The 20,116-nt window shown below is 67.4% G+C and carries 19 protein-coding genes and 1 pseudogene; 19 read left to right on the top strand and 1 reads right to left on the bottom strand.

What is annotated here, in order from left to right:
- Positions 1-18 precede the first annotated feature (18 nt).
- The 14 genes from HD600_RS00485 (at position 19) to HD600_RS00420 (ending at position 13,773) form a co-directional block, all read left to right on the top strand.
- Positions 19-1,431 (top strand): UDP-N-acetylmuramoyl-tripeptide--D-alanyl-D-alanine ligase, encoded by a 1,413-nt coding sequence (locus HD600_RS00485; protein WP_184280799.1) that lies wholly within the window; start codon positions 19-21, stop codon positions 1,429-1,431.
- Positions 1,428-2,537: a phospho-N-acetylmuramoyl-pentapeptide-transferase gene (gene mraY / locus HD600_RS00480; protein WP_144796736.1), complete on the top strand. Its 1,110-nt coding sequence runs from the start codon at positions 1,428-1,430 to the stop codon at positions 2,535-2,537. Before HD600_RS00485 ends, mraY begins: the two co-directional genes overlap by 4 nt.
- Positions 2,534-4,063, top strand: coding sequence for a UDP-N-acetylmuramoyl-L-alanine--D-glutamate ligase (gene murD, locus HD600_RS00475; RefSeq protein ID WP_184284573.1), 1,530 nt, complete (start codon positions 2,534-2,536; stop codon positions 4,061-4,063). The genes mraY and murD overlap by 4 nt, the downstream gene beginning before the upstream one ends.
- On the top strand, positions 4,032-5,210 hold the full coding sequence (ftsW, locus tag HD600_RS00470; protein WP_144796732.1) for a putative lipid II flippase FtsW: 1,179 nt from the start codon (positions 4,032-4,034) through the stop codon (positions 5,208-5,210). The genes murD and ftsW overlap by 32 nt, the downstream gene beginning before the upstream one ends.
- Positions 5,207-6,286, top strand: coding sequence for a glycosyltransferase (locus HD600_RS00465; RefSeq protein WP_184280797.1), 1,080 nt, complete (start codon positions 5,207-5,209; stop codon positions 6,284-6,286). Before ftsW ends, HD600_RS00465 begins: the two co-directional genes overlap by 4 nt.
- A gap of 26 nt (positions 6,287-6,312) precedes the next feature.
- A complete protein-coding gene (murC, locus tag HD600_RS00460) occupies positions 6,313-7,725 on the top strand; it encodes a UDP-N-acetylmuramate--L-alanine ligase (protein ID WP_184280795.1) in 1,413 nt (470 codons plus the stop codon).
- Between the two features lie 3 nt (positions 7,726-7,728).
- A complete protein-coding gene (locus HD600_RS00455; RefSeq protein ID WP_184280792.1) occupies positions 7,729-8,640 on the top strand; it encodes a cell division protein FtsQ/DivIB in 912 nt (303 codons plus the stop codon).
- 240 nt (positions 8,641-8,880) lie between these two features.
- Positions 8,881-10,035, top strand: coding sequence for a cell division protein FtsZ (gene ftsZ / locus HD600_RS00450; protein ID WP_184280789.1), 1,155 nt, complete (start codon positions 8,881-8,883; stop codon positions 10,033-10,035).
- An 8-nt stretch (positions 10,036-10,043) separates the two neighbouring features.
- Entirely contained in the window at positions 10,044-10,724 is a 681-nt protein-coding gene (locus HD600_RS00445) for a YggS family pyridoxal phosphate-dependent enzyme (protein WP_184280787.1), read from the top strand.
- Positions 10,725-10,764: 40 nt separating this feature from the next.
- Positions 10,765-11,247: a cell division protein SepF gene (locus HD600_RS00440; RefSeq protein ID WP_184284571.1), complete on the top strand. Its 483-nt coding sequence runs from the start codon at positions 10,765-10,767 to the stop codon at positions 11,245-11,247.
- A 3-nt stretch (positions 11,248-11,250) separates the two neighbouring features.
- Complete coding sequence (locus tag HD600_RS00435) at positions 11,251-11,550, top strand: YggT family protein (protein ID WP_144796720.1); 300 nt, start codon at positions 11,251-11,253, stop codon at positions 11,548-11,550.
- 106 nt (positions 11,551-11,656) lie between these two features.
- The gene (locus HD600_RS00430) at positions 11,657-12,271 is read left to right on the top strand and encodes a DivIVA domain-containing protein (protein ID WP_184280785.1); all 615 of its coding nucleotides are present in this window, start codon (positions 11,657-11,659) and stop codon (positions 12,269-12,271) included.
- Positions 12,272-12,280: 9 nt separating this feature from the next.
- Positions 12,281-12,850 carry a signal peptidase II gene (lspA, locus tag HD600_RS00425; protein WP_422120164.1) on the top strand — a complete coding sequence of 190 codons (570 nt, stop codon included), beginning with the start codon at positions 12,281-12,283 and terminating at the stop codon, positions 12,848-12,850.
- Between the two features lie 2 nt (positions 12,851-12,852).
- On the top strand, positions 12,853-13,773 hold the full coding sequence (locus HD600_RS00420; protein ID WP_184280783.1) for an RluA family pseudouridine synthase: 921 nt from the start codon (positions 12,853-12,855) through the stop codon (positions 13,771-13,773).
- A gap of 7 nt (positions 13,774-13,780) precedes the next feature.
- Here HD600_RS00420 and HD600_RS00415 read toward each other — a convergent pair whose 3' ends face one another.
- The gene (locus tag HD600_RS00415) at positions 13,781-14,380 is read right to left on the bottom strand and encodes a TetR/AcrR family transcriptional regulator (RefSeq protein ID WP_144796713.1); all 600 of its coding nucleotides are present in this window, start codon (positions 14,378-14,380) and stop codon (positions 13,781-13,783) included.
- A gap of 108 nt (positions 14,381-14,488) precedes the next feature.
- Between HD600_RS00415 and HD600_RS00410 the strand changes: the two genes are divergently transcribed.
- From HD600_RS00410 to dnaE, 5 genes and pseudogenes are all read left to right on the top strand, one after another.
- Positions 14,489-15,085, top strand: coding sequence for a DUF6230 family protein (locus HD600_RS00410; protein WP_184280781.1), 597 nt, complete (start codon positions 14,489-14,491; stop codon positions 15,083-15,085).
- On the top strand, positions 15,076-15,549 hold the full coding sequence (locus HD600_RS14755) for a DUF6114 domain-containing protein (RefSeq protein ID WP_338402251.1): 474 nt from the start codon (positions 15,076-15,078) through the stop codon (positions 15,547-15,549). The genes HD600_RS00410 and HD600_RS14755 overlap by 10 nt, the downstream gene beginning before the upstream one ends.
- Complete coding sequence (locus tag HD600_RS00400) at positions 15,546-16,298, top strand: hypothetical protein (RefSeq protein WP_184280779.1); 753 nt, start codon at positions 15,546-15,548, stop codon at positions 16,296-16,298. Before HD600_RS14755 ends, HD600_RS00400 begins: the two co-directional genes overlap by 4 nt.
- A gap of 94 nt (positions 16,299-16,392) precedes the next feature.
- Positions 16,393-16,548, top strand: a pseudogene (locus HD600_RS00395) (GNAT family N-acetyltransferase); the annotation flags it as partial.
- 42 nt (positions 16,549-16,590) lie between these two features.
- Positions 16,591-20,109: a DNA polymerase III subunit alpha gene (gene dnaE, locus HD600_RS00390; RefSeq protein WP_184280777.1), complete on the top strand. Its 3,519-nt coding sequence runs from the start codon at positions 16,591-16,593 to the stop codon at positions 20,107-20,109.
- Positions 20,110-20,116 lie beyond the last annotated feature (7 nt).

The raw sequence follows: 20,116 nt of genomic DNA, 5'->3' as shown, positions 1-20,116 counted from the left end.
GCCGCGCATGGAGATGTCATGATCGCTCTGTCGTTCGCCGAGATCGCCGCCGTCACCGGTGGTGATCTGCGTGTCGCCGGTACCGACACCGCCCAGACCGTCGCCGACGGCGTCGTGGACACCGACTCGCGGAACATGCGCGCAGGAGGGATCTTCGTCGCCAAACCCGGCGCGGAGACCGACGGCCACCGGTTCGTCGGCGCAGCGGTCGAAGCGGGTGCCGTCCTCGCGATCGTCGAGCACGTCGTCGACGCTCCGGTGTCGCAGATCGTCGTGCCGGATGCCGTCGCCGCTCTCGGTGCACTGGCCAGAGCGGTCGTCGCCAAGGTCAGAGCAGCGGGCGACCTGAAGATCGTCGGCATCACCGGCTCCAACGGCAAGACGACGACGAAGAACCTTCTGCACCGCGTCCTGCAGGAAGAGGGAGAGACGGTCGCGCCGATCAATTCCTACAACAACGAAGTCGGCGCTCCCGTCACGATGCTCCGCGTCACCGAGAGCACCCGCTACCTCGTCAGCGAGTTCGGCGCAGCGGGACCGGGGAGCATCGCACACCTCGCCGGCCTCGTCGAGCCCGACGTCGCCGTGGTCCTCATGGTGGGGCTGGCGCACGCCGGAGGGTTCGGAGGCATCGAGGCGACGGCGAAGGCGAAGGCTGAGCTGATCGCCGCCGCACGGCCAGGGGGAACAGCCATCCTCAACGCCGACGACCCCCGCGTCTGGGCGATGAGGGAGATCGCGCACGACCGCGGGATGAACGTCATCGGTTTCGGCCAGGGCGCGGATGCCGAGGTGCGCGCATCCGGCATCCAGGTCGCCGCCGACGGCACCAGAGCGACCATCACGGTCGCAGGCGAATCGTTCCCGCTCCATCTGCAGGTCCTCGGCGCCCACCACATCTCCAACGCACTGGCCGCGATCGCCGCTGCGCGCGTGCTCGGTGTGCCGGCGGAGGTGGCGATCGCGCGCATCGAGACCGTCGAGGTCGCCGAACGATGGCGGATGCAGCCGATGGGCAGCGACCGCGTGCGCATCATCAACGACGCCTACAACGCGAGCCCCGATTCGATGGCCGCAGCCCTGCGCACGCTCGCGCAGATCACCGGTCCCGATGAGCGCACCGTCGCCGTCCTCGGCGCGATGAGCGAACTCGGCGACAGTGCGGGGGAGGAGCACGACCGCATCGGACTGCTCGCCGTCCGACTCAACATCCGGCGGATCGTCGTCGTCGGCCCTGAGGCGCGGAGGCTGTACCTCGCCGCCGTGGGTGAAGGGTCGTGGGACAGCGAAGCGGTCCACCTGCCCGATCAGGAGGCCGCGTTCGAGTACCTGCGCACAGAGCTGCGCGACGGCGACCGCGTGCTCGTGAAATCGTCCAATTCCGTGGGGCTCCGGCATCTCGGCGATCGTCTGGGAGAATTGTTCTCGTGAGATCACTCCTCATGGCGGCTGCGATATCGCTCGCCTTCACCCTCTTCCTCACTCCCGTCTTCCTCCGGCTGTTCCGTCGCTGGGGATGGGGGCAGGTCATCCGCACGCCCGAGGACATCGCCAATCCGAGCCACGAGGCCAAGCGCGGCACCCCGACCATGGGTGGAGTCATCTTCATCGTCGGCACGATCGTCGGATACTTCACCGGCGTCTACGCCGGGGGGACCACACCGGCGCTGTCAGCGATCCTCGTGCTGTGGCTGATGGTCGGCTTCGGCGCGGTGGGCTTCATTGACGATTACATGAAGGTCCGATCCCAGCGGAGCCTCGGACTGTCCGGCTGGCGCAAGGTCATCGGTCAGCTCGTCGTGATGGTGCCGTTCGGCGTCGTCGCCCTGAACTTCCCCAACCAGTTCGGTCAGACCCCGGCGAGCGGGTCGATCTCGCTGTTCCGCGACATCTCCTGGCTCAACCTCTTCGCGTTCGGCGTCGTCATCGGCTGGATCGTCTACCTGATCTGGATCGCCGTCATCGGGATCGCGACATCCAACAGTGTCAATCTCACCGACGGTCTCGACGGACTCGCCGCCGGCGCCGGGGTCTTCGTCGTCGGTGCGTACAGCCTCATCGCGTTCTGGCAGTTCAAGCAGTCCTGCGCGGGGACAGGGGTCGATCCCGGCGCCCTCGACGCCTGCTACGAGGTGCGCGATCCGTTCAACCTCGCGATCATCGCCGCGTCCTTCGCGGCCGGCCTGATCGGATTCCTGTGGTGGAACGCGCCCAAGGCGAAGGTCTTCATGGGCGACGTCGGGTCCATGGCCATCGGCGGCGTCATCACCGCGATGGCCATCCTCACTCGCACCGAACTGCTGCTGTTCATCATCGCCGGCATCTTCGTGCTCTCCTCCGGTTCCGTGATCCTGCAGCGGGCCTACTTCAAGATCACCCGGGGCAAGCGCCTGTTCCTCATGAGCCCGTTCCACCACCACCTCGAGATGCGGGGTTGGCCGGAGGTGACGATCGTCGTCCGACTGTGGATCATCGCCGGCCTTCTCGCCGTCGCCGCGGTCGGGCTGTTCTACGTCGAATGGTTGACCCTGATATGACACGCCTCGATTCGCTGACGAGCTGGCACGCCGACTGGAAAGGTCTGCGCGTCGCCGTGCTCGGGCTCTCGGTCACGGGGTTCTCGGCCGCCGACACACTGACCGAACTGGGCGCAGAGGTGCTCGTGCTCAGTGCGTCCGCCTCGGACGAGTACGAGCGTCTCATCCCGGTCATCGGCGCACGCCTCGTGCTCGACGACCTGGACGAGGTTCCGCAGGACCTCATCGACTTCGCACCCGACGTGGTCGTCGCCTCGCCGGGCTTCCCACCATCGCACCCGGTCATCCGGTGGGTGCAGGAACAGGAGATCGCGCTGTGGGGCGACGTCGAGCTCGCCTGGCGTGTGCGCGACAAGGTCGTGCGAGCGGACGGAACGCCAGCGGACTGGGTCCTGATCACCGGGACGAACGGCAAGACCACCACGACGCAGCTCACAGCGACGATGCTCGTCGAAGGCGGACTGCGCGCTGCCCCGTGCGGGAACATCGGCGTCCCCGTCCTTGATGCGGTGCGCGACCCGTCCGGGTTCGACGTGCTCGTCGTCGAGCTCTCCAGCCACCAGCTGTGGTACATCGGGCAGAGTGCTCCGGCCGGGCAGCTGGTACCGCATTCCTCTGTGTGTCTGAATCTCGCCGATGATCACCTCGTCTGGCACGGCAGCGCGGCCGCTTATCGCGCCGCGAAGGCGATCGTCTATCGCAACACGCGGGTCGCGTGCGTCTACAACAAGGCCGACATCGCCACCCGCGAGATGGTCGAGGACGCCGAGGTCATGGAGGGTGCTCGCGCGATCGGCTTCGATCTCGGCACACCAGGACCGAGCGACCTCGGGGTCGTTGACGGCATCCTCGCCGACCGGGCCTTCCTGGACGACCGGCGCAACAGCGCCCTCGAGCTGACGACGATCGACGACCTCGCCCAGGTCGGTCTCGCCGCACCGCACATCGTGCAGAACATCCTCGCCGCCAGCGCGCTGTCCCGTGCGATCGGCACCGAGCCCGCCGCGATCCGTCGCGCGCTCCAGTCGTTCAGCCTCGATGCTCACCGCATCCAGGTGATCGCGCGCCATGACGGCGTGACGTGGATCGACGATTCGAAGGCGACGAATCCGCACGCCGCGGCGTCGTCACTGCGCGCCTACCCCGGCGCGGTGTGGATCGTCGGAGGGGACCTGAAGGGTGTCGACCTCTCCGGACTGGTGGGCGACGCAGGCCGTTCGGCCAGCGCCGCGGTGGTCATCGGTGCCGAACGCGGCGAGGTGCTCGCGGCATTCGCGCGACACGCGCCCGACGTGCAGGTGTATGAGGTCGTCTCTGGCGAGACTGAAGATGTCATGACCCGTGTGGTGGAGATCGCCGCAGGAATCGTCACTGACGGGAGCACTGTCCTGCTGGCTCCCGCAGCGGCATCCTTCGATCAGTTCACCGGCTACGCGGATCGAGGTCGCCGCTTCGCCGAGGCGGTGCGGAGCTGGATCGACAGGGGGAGCGCCGATGACGCAGGTGGCTCGCCCTCCTCGATCTGACCCGGCCGGACTCGCCGCACGCGTCTCGCTCGGGCGGATCTTCACGCCGCCCTCCAGCGAGTTCCTGCTGATCGCCTCCACCGCCCTGTTGCTGACGGTGTTCGGCATCGTCATGGTCATCTCCGCGACCAGCGCTCAGGAGTCCGGCGTCATGGACACGGCGCTGAAGCAGAGCATGTTCGCGGCGGTCGGCATCCCGCTGATGTTCCTGGTGAGCCGCTTGCCGATCGCATTCCTCAAGCGGATGGCGTGGCCCGCGCTGATCGCGGCGCTCCTCATGCAGCTTCTCGTGTTCACCCCTCTGGGCGTGGAGGACGGCGGCAACCGCAACTGGATCCGACTGGCCGGCTCGACCGTGCAGCCCTCCGAGTTCCTCAAACTCGCCCTCGCACTGTGGATCGCCTACGTGCTGCTGCGCAAGCGCGCCCTGCTCGGCATCTGGCGGCACGTGTTCATCCCGGTGATCCCGGTCGGCCTCCTGGTCTTCGCCACGGTCATGGCAGGCCATGACCTCGGCACGGCGATGGTGCTCGTGCTCGTGCTCCTCGGCTGCCTCTTCTTCGCCGGCGTCAAGCTCCGGCTCTTCATCCTCCCCGTTCTCCTCGGCATCGTCGGCGTGATCGCCCTCGCCGTCGTCAGCCCCGACCGGATGCGACGCATCACGGCGGTCTGCTCCGACATGACCAATTACGAGAACGACTGCTACCAGTCGATCCATGCGGTGTGGGGCATGGCCAACGGCGGGATCTTCGGGCTCGGTCTCGGCAACTCGCAGGAGAAGTACGGCTGGCTGCCGGCGGCATCCAACGACTTCATCTTCGCGATCGTCGGCGAGGAGCTCGGCCTGATCGGGTGCCTCGTGGTGCTGGCGTTGTTCACGTTCTTCGCGGTCGGGGCCTTCCACGTGATGCGCAAGACTCCCGATCCTTTCATCCGGGTCGCCGCCGGAGGCATCACCGTCTGGATCCTCGGACAGGCTCTCATCAACATCGGTGTCGTGATCGGCGTGCTGCCCGTCATGGGCGTCCCGCTGCCGTTCATGTCCCAGGGCGGCACTGCGCTGTTGGCGGTGCTGCTGGCGTGCGGCGTCCTCCTGGCGTTCGCTCGCACGATTCCCCAGGCTGAGCCGGGTAAGGTCGCGAGGTGACCTCGTACCTCCTCGCCGGCGGTGGCACCGCCGGCCATGTGAACCCGCTCCTCGCCGTCGCCGACGGCCTTCGCGACCGCGACCCTTCCGCGGACGTGCTCGTCCTCGGGACGAAGGAGGGCCTGGAATCCCGGCTGGTGCCCGCGCGCGGCTACGAACTCCTCACGGTCGACAAGGTGCCCTTCCCTCGACGGATCAACGGTCAGGCTGTCCGGTTCCCCGCTCGCCTCAACGCGGCGATCGCGCAGGTGCGCGCGCACATCCGCACCCATCGCGTCGAGGTCGTGATCGGATTCGGCGGATACGCGGCCGCGCCGGCGTACATGGCCGCTCGCCGTGAACGGGTCCCGTACGTCGTCCACGAGGCGAACGCGAAGCCCGGACTCGCCAATCGCCTCGGCGCCCGCGCCGCCGCCGGGGTGGGGATCGCCTTCGCCGGAACCCCGCTGTCGCGTGGCGAGCTCGTCGGCATGCCCCTGCGCCGTGAGATCGTCGACCTCGACCGTGCGGCGCGGCGCGCCGAGGCCGCGGAGATGTTCGACCTCGACCCCGCGCGCCCAGTGCTGCTCGTCTTCGGAGGGTCGCTCGGCGCCCAGCGACTCAACGAGGCCCTCGCGGACTCCTGGGCCGACGTCCTCGCCGCCGGGTGGCAGCTGCTCCACGTCACGGGGGAGCGGAGCGACCTCGTCGACCCCGGCGTACCGGGTTACGCCATGCGTCGATACGTCGATCGCATGGACCTCGCCTTCGCCCTGGCGGACCTGATCGTCTCCCGTGCCGGATCGGCCACGGTGAGCGAGATCAGCGCTCTCGGCATCCCCGCCGTCTACGTCCCCTACGCGGTCGGCAACGGCGAACAGCGCCTGAACGCGGCGTCGGCCGTCGACGCGGGAGCCGCCCTCCTCATGGATGACGCCGGGTTCTCCGGAGACGTCGTCCGTGCGCAGGTCATCCCTCTGCTGGGCGACCGTGCTCGGCTGGAGGCCATGGCGGCAGCGGCCGAGCACGTCGGCACGCGCACGGGTACGCAGAACGTCATCGCGATGATCGACCGCGCGCTCGACGCCGGTCGATGACCCGCGCGATTTAGGATGGAATCGACATGATCAGACCAGACCTCTCCCTCCCGATCCCGGAGTCGATCACCGCAGCCCATTTCATCGGCATCGGCGGCTCGGGGATGAGCGGGCTGGCGAAGATGTTCCTCGATGCAGGCATCCGGGTGTCCGGATCCGACCGCGCCGACAGTGACGCTCTGCGCGCGCTGGCGGCCGCGGGGGCGACGGTCCACGTCGGCCACGATGCCGCCCATCTCGGTGATGCCGACACGGTCGTGCACACGGGGGCGATCTGGCCGGAGAACCCCGAGTTCGTCACCGCGAAGGAGCGCGGCCTGCACGTCATCCATCGTTCGCAGGCGCTGCACTGGCTCATCGGCGGGCGGCGGCTCGTCTCGGTCGCCGGCGCCCACGGCAAGACCACCTCGACGGGCATGATCGTCACGGCGCTGCAGTCGCTGGGTGCCGACCCGAACTTCGTCAACGGCGGTGTGATCGAGCAGCTCGGCACGTCCAGTGCGTCGGGGGCGGACGATCTGTTCGTCGTCGAGGCCGACGAGTCGGACGGGACATTCCTGCTGTACGACACCGCGGTCGCCCTCATCACCAACGTCGATCCCGATCACCTGGATCACTACGGGTCGGAGGACGCATTCCACGACGCGTTCATCCGATTCGCCGACGCCGCACGCGAGGCGGTCGTCATCTCCAGCGACGATCCGGGTGCCGTTCGTGTGCGCGCCGGTCTGTCGCACCGGAACGTCATCTCGTTCGGACTCGCCGATGACGCCGATGTGCGCCTCTCGGAGGTATCGACCGCTGGACCGGCCGGAGCCGTCATCACTCACGCCGACCGGTCCGTCCGCATGCAGTTGGCGGTCCCCGGCACGCACAATGCGATCAATGCGGCCGGCGCGGTGGCCGTGCTCCTGGCCCTCGGATACGCGCTGGAGGAATCGGTCCGCGCTGTCGAGGGCTTCGCCGGCACTGTGCGTCGCTTCGAACTGCACGGCACCGAACGGGGCGTGAGTGTCTTCGACGACTACGCCCACCACCCGACCGAGGTCAAAGCGGCGCTCGAAGCCGCCCGTGGCGTCGTCGGTGAAGGACGGATCATCGCGATCCAGCAGCCGCACACCTACTCGCGGACCCAGCACATGTACCGCGAGTTCGCGGAGGTGCTCGAGGCCTACGCCGATCACACCGTCATGCTCGATGTATACGGAGCCAGGGAGGATCCCGTCCCCGGGGTCTCCGGAGAGCTCGTCAGCGGGGCGTTCGCCGATCAGGGAAACGTCCACTACGTCCCGGACTGGCAGCAGGCCGCCGACTACGCGGCCTCCGTCGCGCAGGAGGGTGACTACGTCATCACGCTCGGCTGCGGGAACGTGTATCTCATCATCCCGCAGGTCCTCGAGGCGCTGCGGCGGAGTGCGGCCCAGAGCTCAAAGGTCTGATTCGTGCGCCGCCCCCCACCGCTCCCCAGTCCGCCGGAGGAGGCGCCGTCCATCCCGTCGCGGCCGCGTCGGGAGATCGGCGTGCCCGCGTCGCCGATCGATCTGCCGGTCGATCCGTCCGGGGACGAGGACGCGGTGGCCGAGAGCCTCGGCTCGGAGGACCTCACCGCTCGTGATGTCTGGCGTGCCGCGCGGGCGCGGCGCAGGCGGCTGCGGGCGGAGATCCGTCGCTTCACCCAGCGATCTCGTCGGCGTCGTCTCATCTGGCTGGGTGTGCTCGGTGCGGTCCTGCTCACGATCGGGGGGAGCGTTCTCGCGGCATACAGCCCCCTGTTCGCGGTCGAGAAGATCACCGTCGTCGGCGCATCAGCGGTCGACGCCGCCGCCGTCGAATCGGCGCTCTCGGACCAGGTCGGTCGTCCCCTCGCCCTCGTCGACGACAGCGAGGTGAAGGCGGCATTGATGGCCTTCCCGCTCATCGAGACGTACGCCCTGGAGGCGAAGCCGCCGCACGACCTGACGCTGCGCATCGTCGAGCGGACGCCGGTCGGCGTGATCGAATCCGATGCCGGGTACACCCTCGTGGATGCCGCGGGTGTCGCGCTGGCGACGACGCCGGAGCGTCCTGACGGCCAGCCGGTGCTGCGTGTCGACGACGGCGTCGGCTCCGACACCTTCGGATCCGTGGGACTCGTCGTGCGTTCCCTGCCCGCCGACGTCCGAGGGGATCTCGTCGAGGTGACGGCCAGCACGCTGGACGACGTCACGCTCTCACTGGGCTCCGGTCTGACTGTCGTCTGGGGGAGTGCGGACAGGTCCGTCGAGAAGGCCGGCACCCTGACCGCCACGATGACGGCCAACCCCGGCGCCCGGACGATCGATGTCTCCTCGCCCGAGGTGGTCGTCGCGGGCTGAGCGTCCCCGTCATGAGTCGGGCCCTGCGATCCGGGACGCATCCGCCCTTTCGGATCGACGGCGGGCGCCGGAAGAGATTGTTTTCGCGCGAAACGTTCGACACGCCCGTGTCGCTGCCTGCGCAGGGCGAAACGGCGCATACCTTCGATCAAGAGAACGCAATACCGGGAAATACTTTACACCTCTACTTGAGGTTTAAGGTTCACATTCTTTCCAGGCTCGACATATCGGAGGCCGGCCATGAGCCAGAACCAGAACTACCTCGCCGTGATCAAGGTCGTCGGCGTCGGCGGTGGCGGCGTCAACGCCGTCAACCGCATGATCGAGCTCGGCCTGCGAGGCGTCGAGTTCATCGCCGTCAACACAGACGCTCAGGCGCTGCTCATGAGCGACGCCGACGTGAAGCTCGACGTCGGACGCGAGCTCACCAGGGGACTCGGCGCCGGGGCCGACCCCGAGGTCGGTCGCCGTGCGGCGGAGGACCACGCCGAGGAGATCGAGCAGGCACTGACCGGTGCGGACATGGTCTTCGTCACCGCGGGTGAGGGCGGCGGAACCGGTACCGGAGGCGCTCCCGTCGTCGCGCGGATCGCGAAGTCGATCGGTGCTCTCACCATCGGTGTCGTGACCAAGCCGTTCTCGTTCGAGGGTCGCCGTCGCCAGAGCCAGGCAGAGGCCGGCGTCGCGAAGCTGAAGGAAGAGGTCGACACCCTCATCGTCGTCCCCAATGACCGCCTGCTCGAGATCAGCGACCGCGGCATCTCGATGATCGAGGCGTTCGCCACCGCGGACCAGGTGCTGCTCGCCGGTGTGCAGGGCATCACGGACCTCATCACGACGCCCGGTCTCATCAACCTCGACTTCGCCGATGTGAAGTCGGTCATGCAGGGCGCGGGCTCCGCGCTCATGGGCATCGGATCCGCGCGTGGTGCGGATCGAGCCATCAAGGCGGCTGAGCTCGCCGTCGAGTCGCCGCTGCTGGAGGCGTCGATCGAGGGTGCGCACGGCGTGCTGCTGTCGATCCAGGGTGGTTCGAACCTCGGCATCTTCGAGATCCACGACGCGGCGGACCTCGTCAAGGAGGCGGCGCACCCTGAGGCGAACATCATCTTCGGAACGGTCATCGACGACACGCTCGGCGACGAGGTGCGCGTGACCGTCATCGCCGCAGGCTTTGACGGCGGAGAGCCCTCGCTGCGACTGGACCCGATGGTCGTCTCCCGTCCCGAGCCTGCCTCGCTGCCCGAGGTCACGCTGTCGGATGACGAGCAGCCGGAGGCGCCGAAGCAGGCCGAGCAGCCCTCGACGCCGCCGGCGTCGACGCGGATCCCCACCACGAGCCTCGAGCCGGCATTCGCGGATGACGACATCGACATCCCCGAGTTCCTGAAGTAGAGGCCGCCTTGGCAGACCTTGCGGCGCGGCTGTCCGCGATCGACGAAGAGATCGCGGACGCCGCGCGAGCAGTCGGCCGGAACGTCGATGAGATCACGCGCATCGTCGTGACGAAGTTCCACCCGGCGTCGCTGGTGCGGGACCTCTACGCACTCGGAGTGCGTGATGTCGGCGAGAACCGGCAGCAGGAGCTCACGGCGAAGCGCGCCGAGATCTCCCTGGACGGGCTTCGCTGGCACTTCATCGGCCAGGCCCAGACGAAGAAGGCCGGAGCGATCCGTCGTGACGCGGACGCCGTGCACTCGGTCGATCGCATCAAGCTGGCGGATGCGCTGCATCGGGTGGCGGAACCGGACGCTCGGCTGGACGTCCTCGTGCAGGTGAACCTCACGGACGACCAGGGGCGCGGTGGTGCTGAGCCTTCAGAGGTGTCCCACCTCGTCGAGCACATCCTCGGGCTGCCGTCCCTTCGGCTGCGGGGGATCATGGGGGTCGCACCTCTCGGTGAGGAGCCCCGTCCGGCCTTCGAGCGTCTCCACCGCATCGGCGCAGAGATCCGAGCCCTCGAGCCGGGAGCGACCTGGATGTCGGCCGGGATGACCGGCGACTTCGCCGACGCCATCGCCGCAGGCGCGACACACCTGCGGATCGGCTCCGCAATCACGGGACCCCGCCCTGACCGGGGTTAACCTCGAAACAGACCAGCCCATGTCGAACACGGAGGACACGATGGGAAACCCGCTGAAGAAGACCATGGTGTATCTGGGTCTCGCTGACGAAGAAGAGGGCTACGAAGAGCAGGTCGCCCCGGCGCCCGCACGGGCCCAGCGCGAGCGCGATCGCGAGCGCGATCAGGAGGAGGCTGCACCCGCGCCGGTGACTCCGCTGCGTCGCCCCGTCGCCGTCCGGCAGCCGTCAGCGGGTTCGGTCAACGAGATCCTCACCGTCCACCCGAAGCAGTACCGCGACGCACAGCTGATCGCGGAGAGCTTCCGCGAGGGTGTGCCGGTCATCATCAACCTCTCGCAGATGTCGGACGCGGACGCCCGTCGTCTCATCGACTTCGCCAGCGGCCTGTCCCTGGGTCTGTACGGCCGTATCGAGCGTGTCACGAGCAAGGTCTTCCTGCTCTCGCCCGAGAACATCGCGGTGTCCGGACACGGCGGCATCGCGCACGCGGACCCGGAGTCCGCGGGCTTCGATCAGTCCTGACCCGTGGGTGCAGTGGTCTCCTGGATCGCATCGATCGTCCATCTGGTCCTGCTGATCTACATCTTCGTGCTGTTCGCGCGACTGATCCTCGATTACATCCCGCTGTTCAATCGTGAGTGGCGTCCGAAGGGCGCCGGTCTGATCGCCGCGGAGGTCGTCTACACGGTCACCGACCCGCCGATCCGCCTGTTCCGACGCTTCATTCCTCCTCTGCGCCTGGGCACGCTGTCGTTGGATTTCGGTTTCACGTTCACGATGCTCGCAGTACTGATCCTCATGTCCATCGTGCGAGGGTTCATCTGATCGGGGCTATGCTTGCACGAGGCGTGCGCCCCGGGTACGCGCCGAATCATTACCCGCCACGTGTCAGACACTGGCAGCACAACTCATCGAAAGAGGAGCCGAGACAATGGCACTGACCCCGGATGACGTCGTCACCAAGCAGTTTCAGCACGTCCGTTTCAAGGACGGCTTCGACCCGGACGAGGTCGATGACTTCCTCGACGAGATCGTCGTGGAGTGGCGAAAGGCGCTCGAGGAGAACGCCGAGCTGAAGGCCAAGCTGGCTGCGTACGAGTCCGGTGAGAAGCCCGCGTCGACGGACACCGCCGAAGAGCCCGCCGTCGTCGACGAGGTGCCGGTTCCTGTCGCCGCCGCGCCTGCGCCGGCCGCTCCTGCTGCTGAGGCCTCCGGATCCACCACGGCGACCGCCGGGATCATCGAGCTCGCGCAGCGTCTGCACGACGAGCACGTCGCCGAGGGTGAGGCGAAGAAGAACCAGCTCATCGCCGACGCCGAGGCCGAGGTCGAGCGCATCCGCACCGAGTCCCAGGCCAAGCAGCGCGAGGAGTCCGCTCGCCTCGAGCGCGAGCGCAACACGCTGGAAGCGCGCATCACCGAGCTGCGCAACTTCGAGCGCGACTACCGCACGCAGCTGCGCGGCTACATCGAGGGCCAGCTCCGCGAGCTCGACGAGAAGTCGGCATCGACTGACTCGACGCCGGTCTCCGCGATCGGGCTGTAAGGCATCTCTTTGACGGCTCGTCGCCCATTTCGTCGGTCGGCGGCCGGCATCACCGTCGCGGTTCTCGCGATGCTGGTGCTGGCCGCCGATCAGTTCGTGAAGTACCTCACGATCGAGCATCTCCCGCTCCACGAGGTCGTCCCCGTTCTCGGCGACTTCCTGCAGCTGTACTACATCCGCAATTCGGGTGCGGCCTTCTCGCTCGGCAGCGAGGTGACCTGGATCTTCACGATCGCTCTGACCGTCGTGGCCGCGATCATCGTCTGGAAGGCGTTCGACGTCCGGTCGCGACTCTGGGCCGTCGTGCTCGGGTGCCTCCTCGGCGGCGTGCTGGGCAACCTGACGGACCGGCTCTTCCGGGAACCGGGGTTCGCCGTCGGCCATGTCGTCGACATGATCTCGATGCCGTGGATGATGCCGGCGATCTTCAACGTCGCCGACATCTTCATCGTGTGCGGGATGATCACCGTCGCGATCCTCGTCGTCCTCGGCATCCGATTCGACGGCACGCGTGAGAAGGATCACCAGGAAGCGCCCGAATCCGTCGCCGAGCCCGAGATCGTCGAGAAGGACGCCTGAGAGTGGAGTCGCGATCTCTTCCCGTGCCTGATGGGCTCGAGGGAGCACGAGTCGACGCCGCGCTGGCGAAGATGCTCGGCTTCTCCCGCACGTTCGCCGCTGAGGTCATCGCAGAAGGCGGCGTCCGGCTGGACGGTGTCACACTGACGAAGTCCGACCGTCTGCACGGCGGGGGATGGCTCGAGGTCGAGTGGCGTCCGAGGCAGGAGCCGACGATCGTGCCGGTGGAGGTCCCTGAGCTGGGGATCGTCTACGACGACGACGACATCGTCGTGATCGACAAGCCGACCGGCGTCGCCGCTCACCCGTCGGTGGGCTGGGACGGCCCCACCGTGCTGGGGGCACTCGCCGGCGCGGGTTTCCGCGTCGCGACGAGTGGTGCCGCCGAACGCGCGGGGATCGTGCACCGGCTGGACGTGGGAACCAGCGGGCTGATGGTGGTCGCGAAGACCGAGTCGGCGTACACCGCGCTCAAACGCGCCTTCAAGGAGCGCACGGTCGAGAAGATCTACCACGCCGTCGTGCAGGGGCATCCCGATCCGTTGGTCGGCACGATCGACGCGCCCATCGGACGGCATCCGAACCACTCCTGGAAGTTCGCCGTCGTACCGGACGGCAAGCCGTCGGTGACCCACTACGAGACCCTCGAGGCCTTCCCCGGCGCGTCGCTCCTCGAGATCCATCTCGAGACCGGTCGCACCCACCAGATCCGCGTGCACATGGCCGCGCATCGTCATCCGTGCGTCGGCGACCCGCTCTACGGGGCAGATCCGACGATGTCCGCACGGCTCGGGCTCACGCGGCAGTGGCTGCACGCGCATAAGCTCGCCTTCACCCACCCCGGCACAGGGCAGTGGGTGCAGTTCGAGTCTCCGTACCCGGCGGACTTCGTCCACGCGCTGGAGATCCTCCGAGGGGACTGACAGGGCGTCAGATCGGGCTCTCCGTCGCGGCCGCCACCGCTCCGTCGAGCGCCCGCACGAGGAAGTCGACCAGTGCGGTGTCATCGGCGAGGTCATCGACGGCCAGGCTCACGAAGACCTCCTCGGCGAAGGACACCCACGCGCGCAGGGCGAGACGGACGGCGCGCGTGTCCGGCACTCCGAGCTCGATGAACGCGGTCCTCAGCTGCTCCGCATTGAACTCGCGCGATTCGTCCACGAGGGATCGGACCGTGGGATCGCCGCTGGCCGTGCCGCGCACCAGCGACAGGAACGTCCCCCGGTGTTCGCGCACGAACCCGGCGAATCGACGAAGAGTGTCGTCGATCCGTTCCCGCGGTGGGAGCTCGGGGCGGGGCTGGGTCGCGTGCTGGAGGCTGTCGCGGGCGGTCGTGACCACGGCGCGTTGCATCCCCTGCTTCGACTCGAAGTAGTGGAAGATCAGGGCTCTGGACACCCCGGCGCGACGGGCGAGTTCGTCCATCGAGAGCGCGTCGAGCGAGTGGTCGGCGAGGAAGTTCACCCCGAGAGCGAGCAATTGAGTCCGCCGGTCGTCGGGCGTCAGACGGCTGCGGCGTTCCTCTGGCATGACGTCAGCCTAGCGATGCGTGACATGCGGCTCGCCTGTTGACTCTGAGTCAATGACAGTTATGCTCGAACACGCGCCGCCGCCGAAGACGGCGAATGAGGAGGATCGATGAAGTTCCCATCACTGACGGAGACCCATGCCGGCCGGGTCACGCTCGCCGCGGTACCGGTCGGTGCCGTCGCCGCCCTGCTGCTCGGAGGAGTCGCCCAGGGCGCTGTGCCCGTCTCGTTCGCGGTGTCGGGCAGCCAGTTCCAGATCTCGGCGAGTCAGCTCGAGGGCACGGGATTCTCGCAGTACGCGGGGGTCGCGACCGACTCCGAGGGCGGTGAGCACACCGTCGCGATCGCGAACATCAAGAGCGCGACCCTCGACGATCTCTGCCAGTCAGTGATCACCGAGACCCCGCTCGGCACCGTCGGTGTGCTGATCAAAGCAGGTGGGGGCGGCAACCCTGCGAGCGCCTCCGACCTGCAGATCGGGATGACGGGGCTGCAGGGCGATGCATCGTTCGGCAACATCCGAATCGGCGTCGATGCGTCCACGGTGCAGACGGAGGCCAAGGGCAGCGGCGGTGACTTCGCTCAGGACGCGGACACGGTCTCCATCGCCAACCTGCAGCAGACCGCATGGAGTACGCAGGCCTCGGTGTTCACGCTCACCGGGATGACACTCGAGCTCACAGACGGATCGACTCCGTGCTTCTGACCCGCAGCGCGCAGGCGCCCGCCGCTCGTCGTGCCGCTCGCGGCACGCGCGGACGTTTCTCAGGGTGGCGCCGTGAGCGGCCGTTCATCGGCGGGCTCCTCGTCGCCGTGTCGGGAGTCGAGATGTTCTTCTCCGGTCAGATGGACCTCGGCCACCTGCACGTGCAGCTCGGCATCGAGGGGCTGCAGGCGACGATCATCCCGATCGCGCTCGTGCTGCTGGGTGTTCTCGCGATCACCATGCCCGCGCACCACGTGTTCTACGGCGTGCTGTCTCTCGCCGTCGGGCTCTACGCGCTCGTCGGCGTCAACCTCGGAGGGTTCCTGTTCGGCACGATCCTCGCAAGCATCGGAGGAGTGCTCGTCGTGGCCTGGATGACGCCGGCGGCGAAGGCCGCGGCGAGGGAACGCGCGTCGTCGACGCCACGGGCGCGACGGGAGACGTCTACAGGGGAGAGCGTGTGACCCTCCGTCGTCTTCGTCCCGTCGCGGTCATCGCCGCCGTGCTCGTCGCTGCCCCGCTCGTCGTTGGTGCGGCGCCTGCGCCGCGTCCAGCCGGGTTCTGCGACTCCTTCCTGTCGTTCCTGTGCCCGAAGCCGGACCCCACCCCGGAACAGACGCCGGCGCCGGACGACGGCCAGTCTCCGGCACCTGAGACGTCGGACCCGGACGACGGGTCCGCGCCCGACGAAGAGGCTGCGCCGGAGGACGAGCCCGGTGCGCAGGACGGCGACGAATCGGAGCAACCGGTCGACCCCGCGGAGACCGAGTCCGTCGAGGCGCAGGTCGACGATGCCGCGCCGGTCTTCACCGGCACCCCTGCATCGATGCGCTCCCAGGGGCTGTCGTTCTCCGGACTCCGCGGCATCAGCATCGTGCGCGTCCCCACGGTGGACGGCAGCGACGTGCGTGCGCTGAAGATCAGTGCGGATTCGATCACGATCGCCGGTTTCTCCCTCTCGGTGCGGCCGCATGAGGAACCAGGACTGGTCACCACCGCCGACACGATGTCGCTGGAGGGGAGCGTCTCGGTGTACCTCGGATCGGTTTCGGCATCCGTCATGGGCGGCGAGCCCCTCACGCTCGGAACCGACACACCACCGTCGCTCGACGAGATCGAGCCCGGTCTGGTGGATGTGACGATGGGGCTGATCGGCAGCACCGCCGACTCCATCTCCTATTCGAACACCGACCAGAACATCGTCCTCCCCTGAGCGGTGGTGGCGGATGTCGGGGGTGTCGGCCACACTTTCGGCATGAGCATCCAGGTGCGCCCTGCGACGGTCTTCGACGACGTCGCGACACTCGTACCCGGTGGACAACCGCGGCGAGAAGGTCGACCTCACCATGATGTACGTCGGCACGAAGGCGCTGTTCGAGAAGGCCGGATTCACGCAGGCGTCCGAGACCGATTCCGTCCTCGACGGGTTCCCGAGGGTGCTCATGCGGCTCGATCTGCGGTGACGCCGGAGGCCCGCGTCGGAAGCCCGACGTAGACTCGAAGACGTGGCATCCGACTCCTTCGTACACCTGCACGTGCACAGCGAATACTCGATGTTGGACGGTGCCGCGAAGATCAACGCGATGACCCAGGCGGCCGCCGATTACGGCATGCCGGCCATCGCCGTGACAGACCACGGCAACACCTTCGCGGCATTCGAGTTCTACAACGCCGCCCGTAACGCGGGCGTCAAACCGATCATCGGTCTCGAGGCGTATGTGACGCCGGGGACGCACCGCAGCGACAAGTCCCGCGTGGCGTGGGGATCGCCGGATCAGAAGAGCGACGACGTGTCGGGTTCCGGCGCGTACACCCACACGACGATGTGGAGCCAGAGCACCGAGGGCATGCACAACCTGTTCCGGCTCAGCTCGCTGTCGAGCCTCGAGGGGTACTACTTCAAGCCCCGAATGGACCGCGAGCTGCTGCAGAACTACAGCAAGGGCCTGATCGCCACCACCGGCTGCCCGTCGGGCGAGATCCAGACCCGCCTGCGACTGGGGCAGTACGACGCCGCGCGAGCCGCCGCGGCGGAGTTCCAGGACATCTTCGGCAAGGAGAACTACTTCGCCGAGATCATGGATCACGGGCTGTCCATCGAGCGCCGCGTGATCTCCGATCTCCTGAAGATCTCGAAGGACCTGAACATCCCGCTCGTCGCGACGAACGACTCGCACTACACGCACCAGCACGAGGCCGACGCGCACGCGGCGCTGCTGTGCGTGCAGTCCGGCTCGACGATGGACGACCCGAACCGGTTCAAGTTCGACGGCGACGGGTACTACATCAAGACGGCGCAGGAGATGCGTCAGCTCTTCCGCGACCATCCCGAGGCGTGCGACAACACGCTCCTCATCGCCGAGCGCTGCGAGGTCGAGTTCAACACTGCGGCGAACTACATGCCGCGATTCCCCGTCCCCGACGGTGAGACCGAGGACAGCTGGCTGGTCAAGGAGGTCGAGGCCGGCCTGCACTACCGCTATCCGAACGGCATCCCCGACAAGGTCCGCAAGCAGGCCGAGTACGAGACCGGCATCATCCTGCAGATGGGGTTCCCCGGCTACTTCCTCGTCGTCGCCGACTTCATCAACTGGGCGAAGGACAACGGCATCCGCGTCGGTCCCGGTCGTGGATCCGGTGCGGGCTCCATGGTCGCGTACGCCATGAGGATCACCGACCTCGACCCCCTCGAGCACGGCCTGATCTTCGAGCGATTCCTCAACCCGGACCGCGTGTCGATGCCCGACTTCGACGTCGACTTCGATGACCGTCGCCGCGGCGAGGTCATCGACTACGTCACCGAGAAGTACGGCTCCGAGCGCGTCGCGCAGATCGTCACGTACGGGACGATCAAGTCGAAGCAGGCACTGAAGGACGCCGGCCGGGTGCTCGGATTCCCGTTCAGCATGGGGGAGCGGCTCACCAAGGCGATGCCGCCGCCCGTCATGGGCAAGGACATGCCTCTCGACGGCATGTTCGACTCGGCGCACCCGCGCTACAAGGAGGCCAGCGAGTTCCGCGCGCTCATCGAGACCGACCCCGAGGCGAAGACGGTCTTCGACCGTGCGCTCGGGCTCGAGGGGCTGAAGCGTCAGTGGGGTGTCCACGCCGCCGGTGTGATCATGTCCTCCGAGCCGCTGCTCGACATCATCCCGATCATGCGCCGCGAGCAGGACGGGCAGATCGTCACGCAGTTCGACTACCCGTCGTGCGAGGCGCTCGGGCTCATCAAGATGGACTTCCTGGGGTTGCGCAACCTCACGATCATCTCCGACGCACTCGACAACATCCGGACGAACCGCGGCGAGGAGCTCGATCTCGAGCATCTCGCACTCGACGACCGTGCCGCATACGACCTGCTCTCGCGCGGAGACTCGCTCGGGGTCTTCCAGCTCGACGGCGGTCCGATGCGATCGCTCATGCGTCTGATGAAGCCGGACAACTTCGGCGACATCTCGGCCCTCATCGCGCTGTACCGACCGGGGCCCATGGGAGCGAACTCCCACACCAACTACGCGCTGCGCAAGAACGGTCTGCAGCCGATCACGCCGATCCACCCCGAACTCGAGGAGCCGCTGAAGGACATCCTCGAGGAGTCCTACGGTCTGATCATCTACCAGGAGCAGGTGATGGCCATCGCGCAGAAGGTCGCCGGCTTCAGTCTCGGCCAGGCAGACATCCTGCGCCGGGCGATGGGAAAGAAGAAGAAGTCCGAGCTCGACAAGCAGTATGCGGGCTTCTCCGCCGGAATGAAGGAGCGCGGATACGGAGAGGGCGCGGTCAAGGCCCTCTGGGACATCCTCCTGCCGTTCTCCGACTACGCCTTCAACAAAGCGCACTCCGCGGCGTACGGCGTCGTTTCCTATTGGACCGCCTATCTCAAGGCGCACTATCCGGCCGAGTACATGGCGGCCCTGCTGACGAGCGTCGGCGACTCCAAGGACAAGATGGCGCTCTACCTGAACGAGTGCCGCCGCATGGGCATCAAGGTGCTCCCGCCCGATGTCGGCGAATCCATCAACTACTTCGCCGCTGTGGGCGATGACATCCGTTTCGGCCTCGGTGCCGTCCGCAACGTCGGCAGCAACGTCGTCGACGGCATCATCCAGGCGAGGGAGAAGGAGGGCTTCTCCTCCTTCCACGACTTCCTCAAGAAGGTCCCGCTCCACGTCTCGAACAAACGGACGGTCGAGTCGCTGATCAAGGCCGGGGCGTTCGACTCGATGGGGAACACGCGTCGCGCTCTGGTGGAGATCCACGAGGACGCCGTCGAGGCGGCCGTCGATCAGAAGCGCAACGAGGCCCAGGGGGCCATCGGATTCGACTTCGACAGCCTGTACGACGAGCAGGAGGAGGCTCCGCCGGCCAAGGTGCCGGAGCGTCCGGAATGGACCAAGAAGGACAAGCTCGCGTTCGAACGCGAGATGCTCGGACTGTACGTCTCGGATCACCCCCTCGCGGGGCTCGAAGTGCCGCTCGCGAAGCACGCGTCCATCTCCATCCACAACCTCCTCGCCTCGGAGGACCTGCAGGACGGTGACCAGGTGACCGTGGCGGGCCTCGTCACGAGCGTCCAGCATCGCGTCGCCAAGGCCAGCGGCAATCCGTACGGCATGATCACCGTCGAGGACTTCAACGGCGAGGTGACCGTCATGTTCATGGGCAAAACGTACACCGAGTACCAGCACACCCTGCAACAGGACGCCATCCTCGCCGTGCGCGGCCGCGTCTCCCGGCGGGACGACGGACTGAACCTTCATGCGCAGTCGGCCTTCACGCCGGATGTCGGATCCTTCGACGCGGCAGGTCCCCTGTCGTTGGTCCTGGCGGAGCAGCGCGCGACGGAGAAGGTGATGCACGAGCTCGCCGAGGTGCTCCGGCGGCACAGCGGCGACACCGAAGTGGTGCTGCGCGTGCATCGCGGGCAGACCGCGAAGGTCTTCGACGTTCCCATGCCGGTGAAGGTCTCCGCCGACCTCTTCGGCGACCTCAAGTCTCTGCTCGGCCCGAGCTGCCTCGGGTAGGCTAGGG

The organism is Microbacterium ginsengiterrae (assembly GCF_014205075.1).
Taxonomy (GTDB): domain Bacteria; phylum Actinomycetota; class Actinomycetes; order Actinomycetales; family Microbacteriaceae; genus Microbacterium; species Microbacterium ginsengiterrae.
This window is presented reverse-complemented; position numbering and strand designations above follow the sequence as displayed.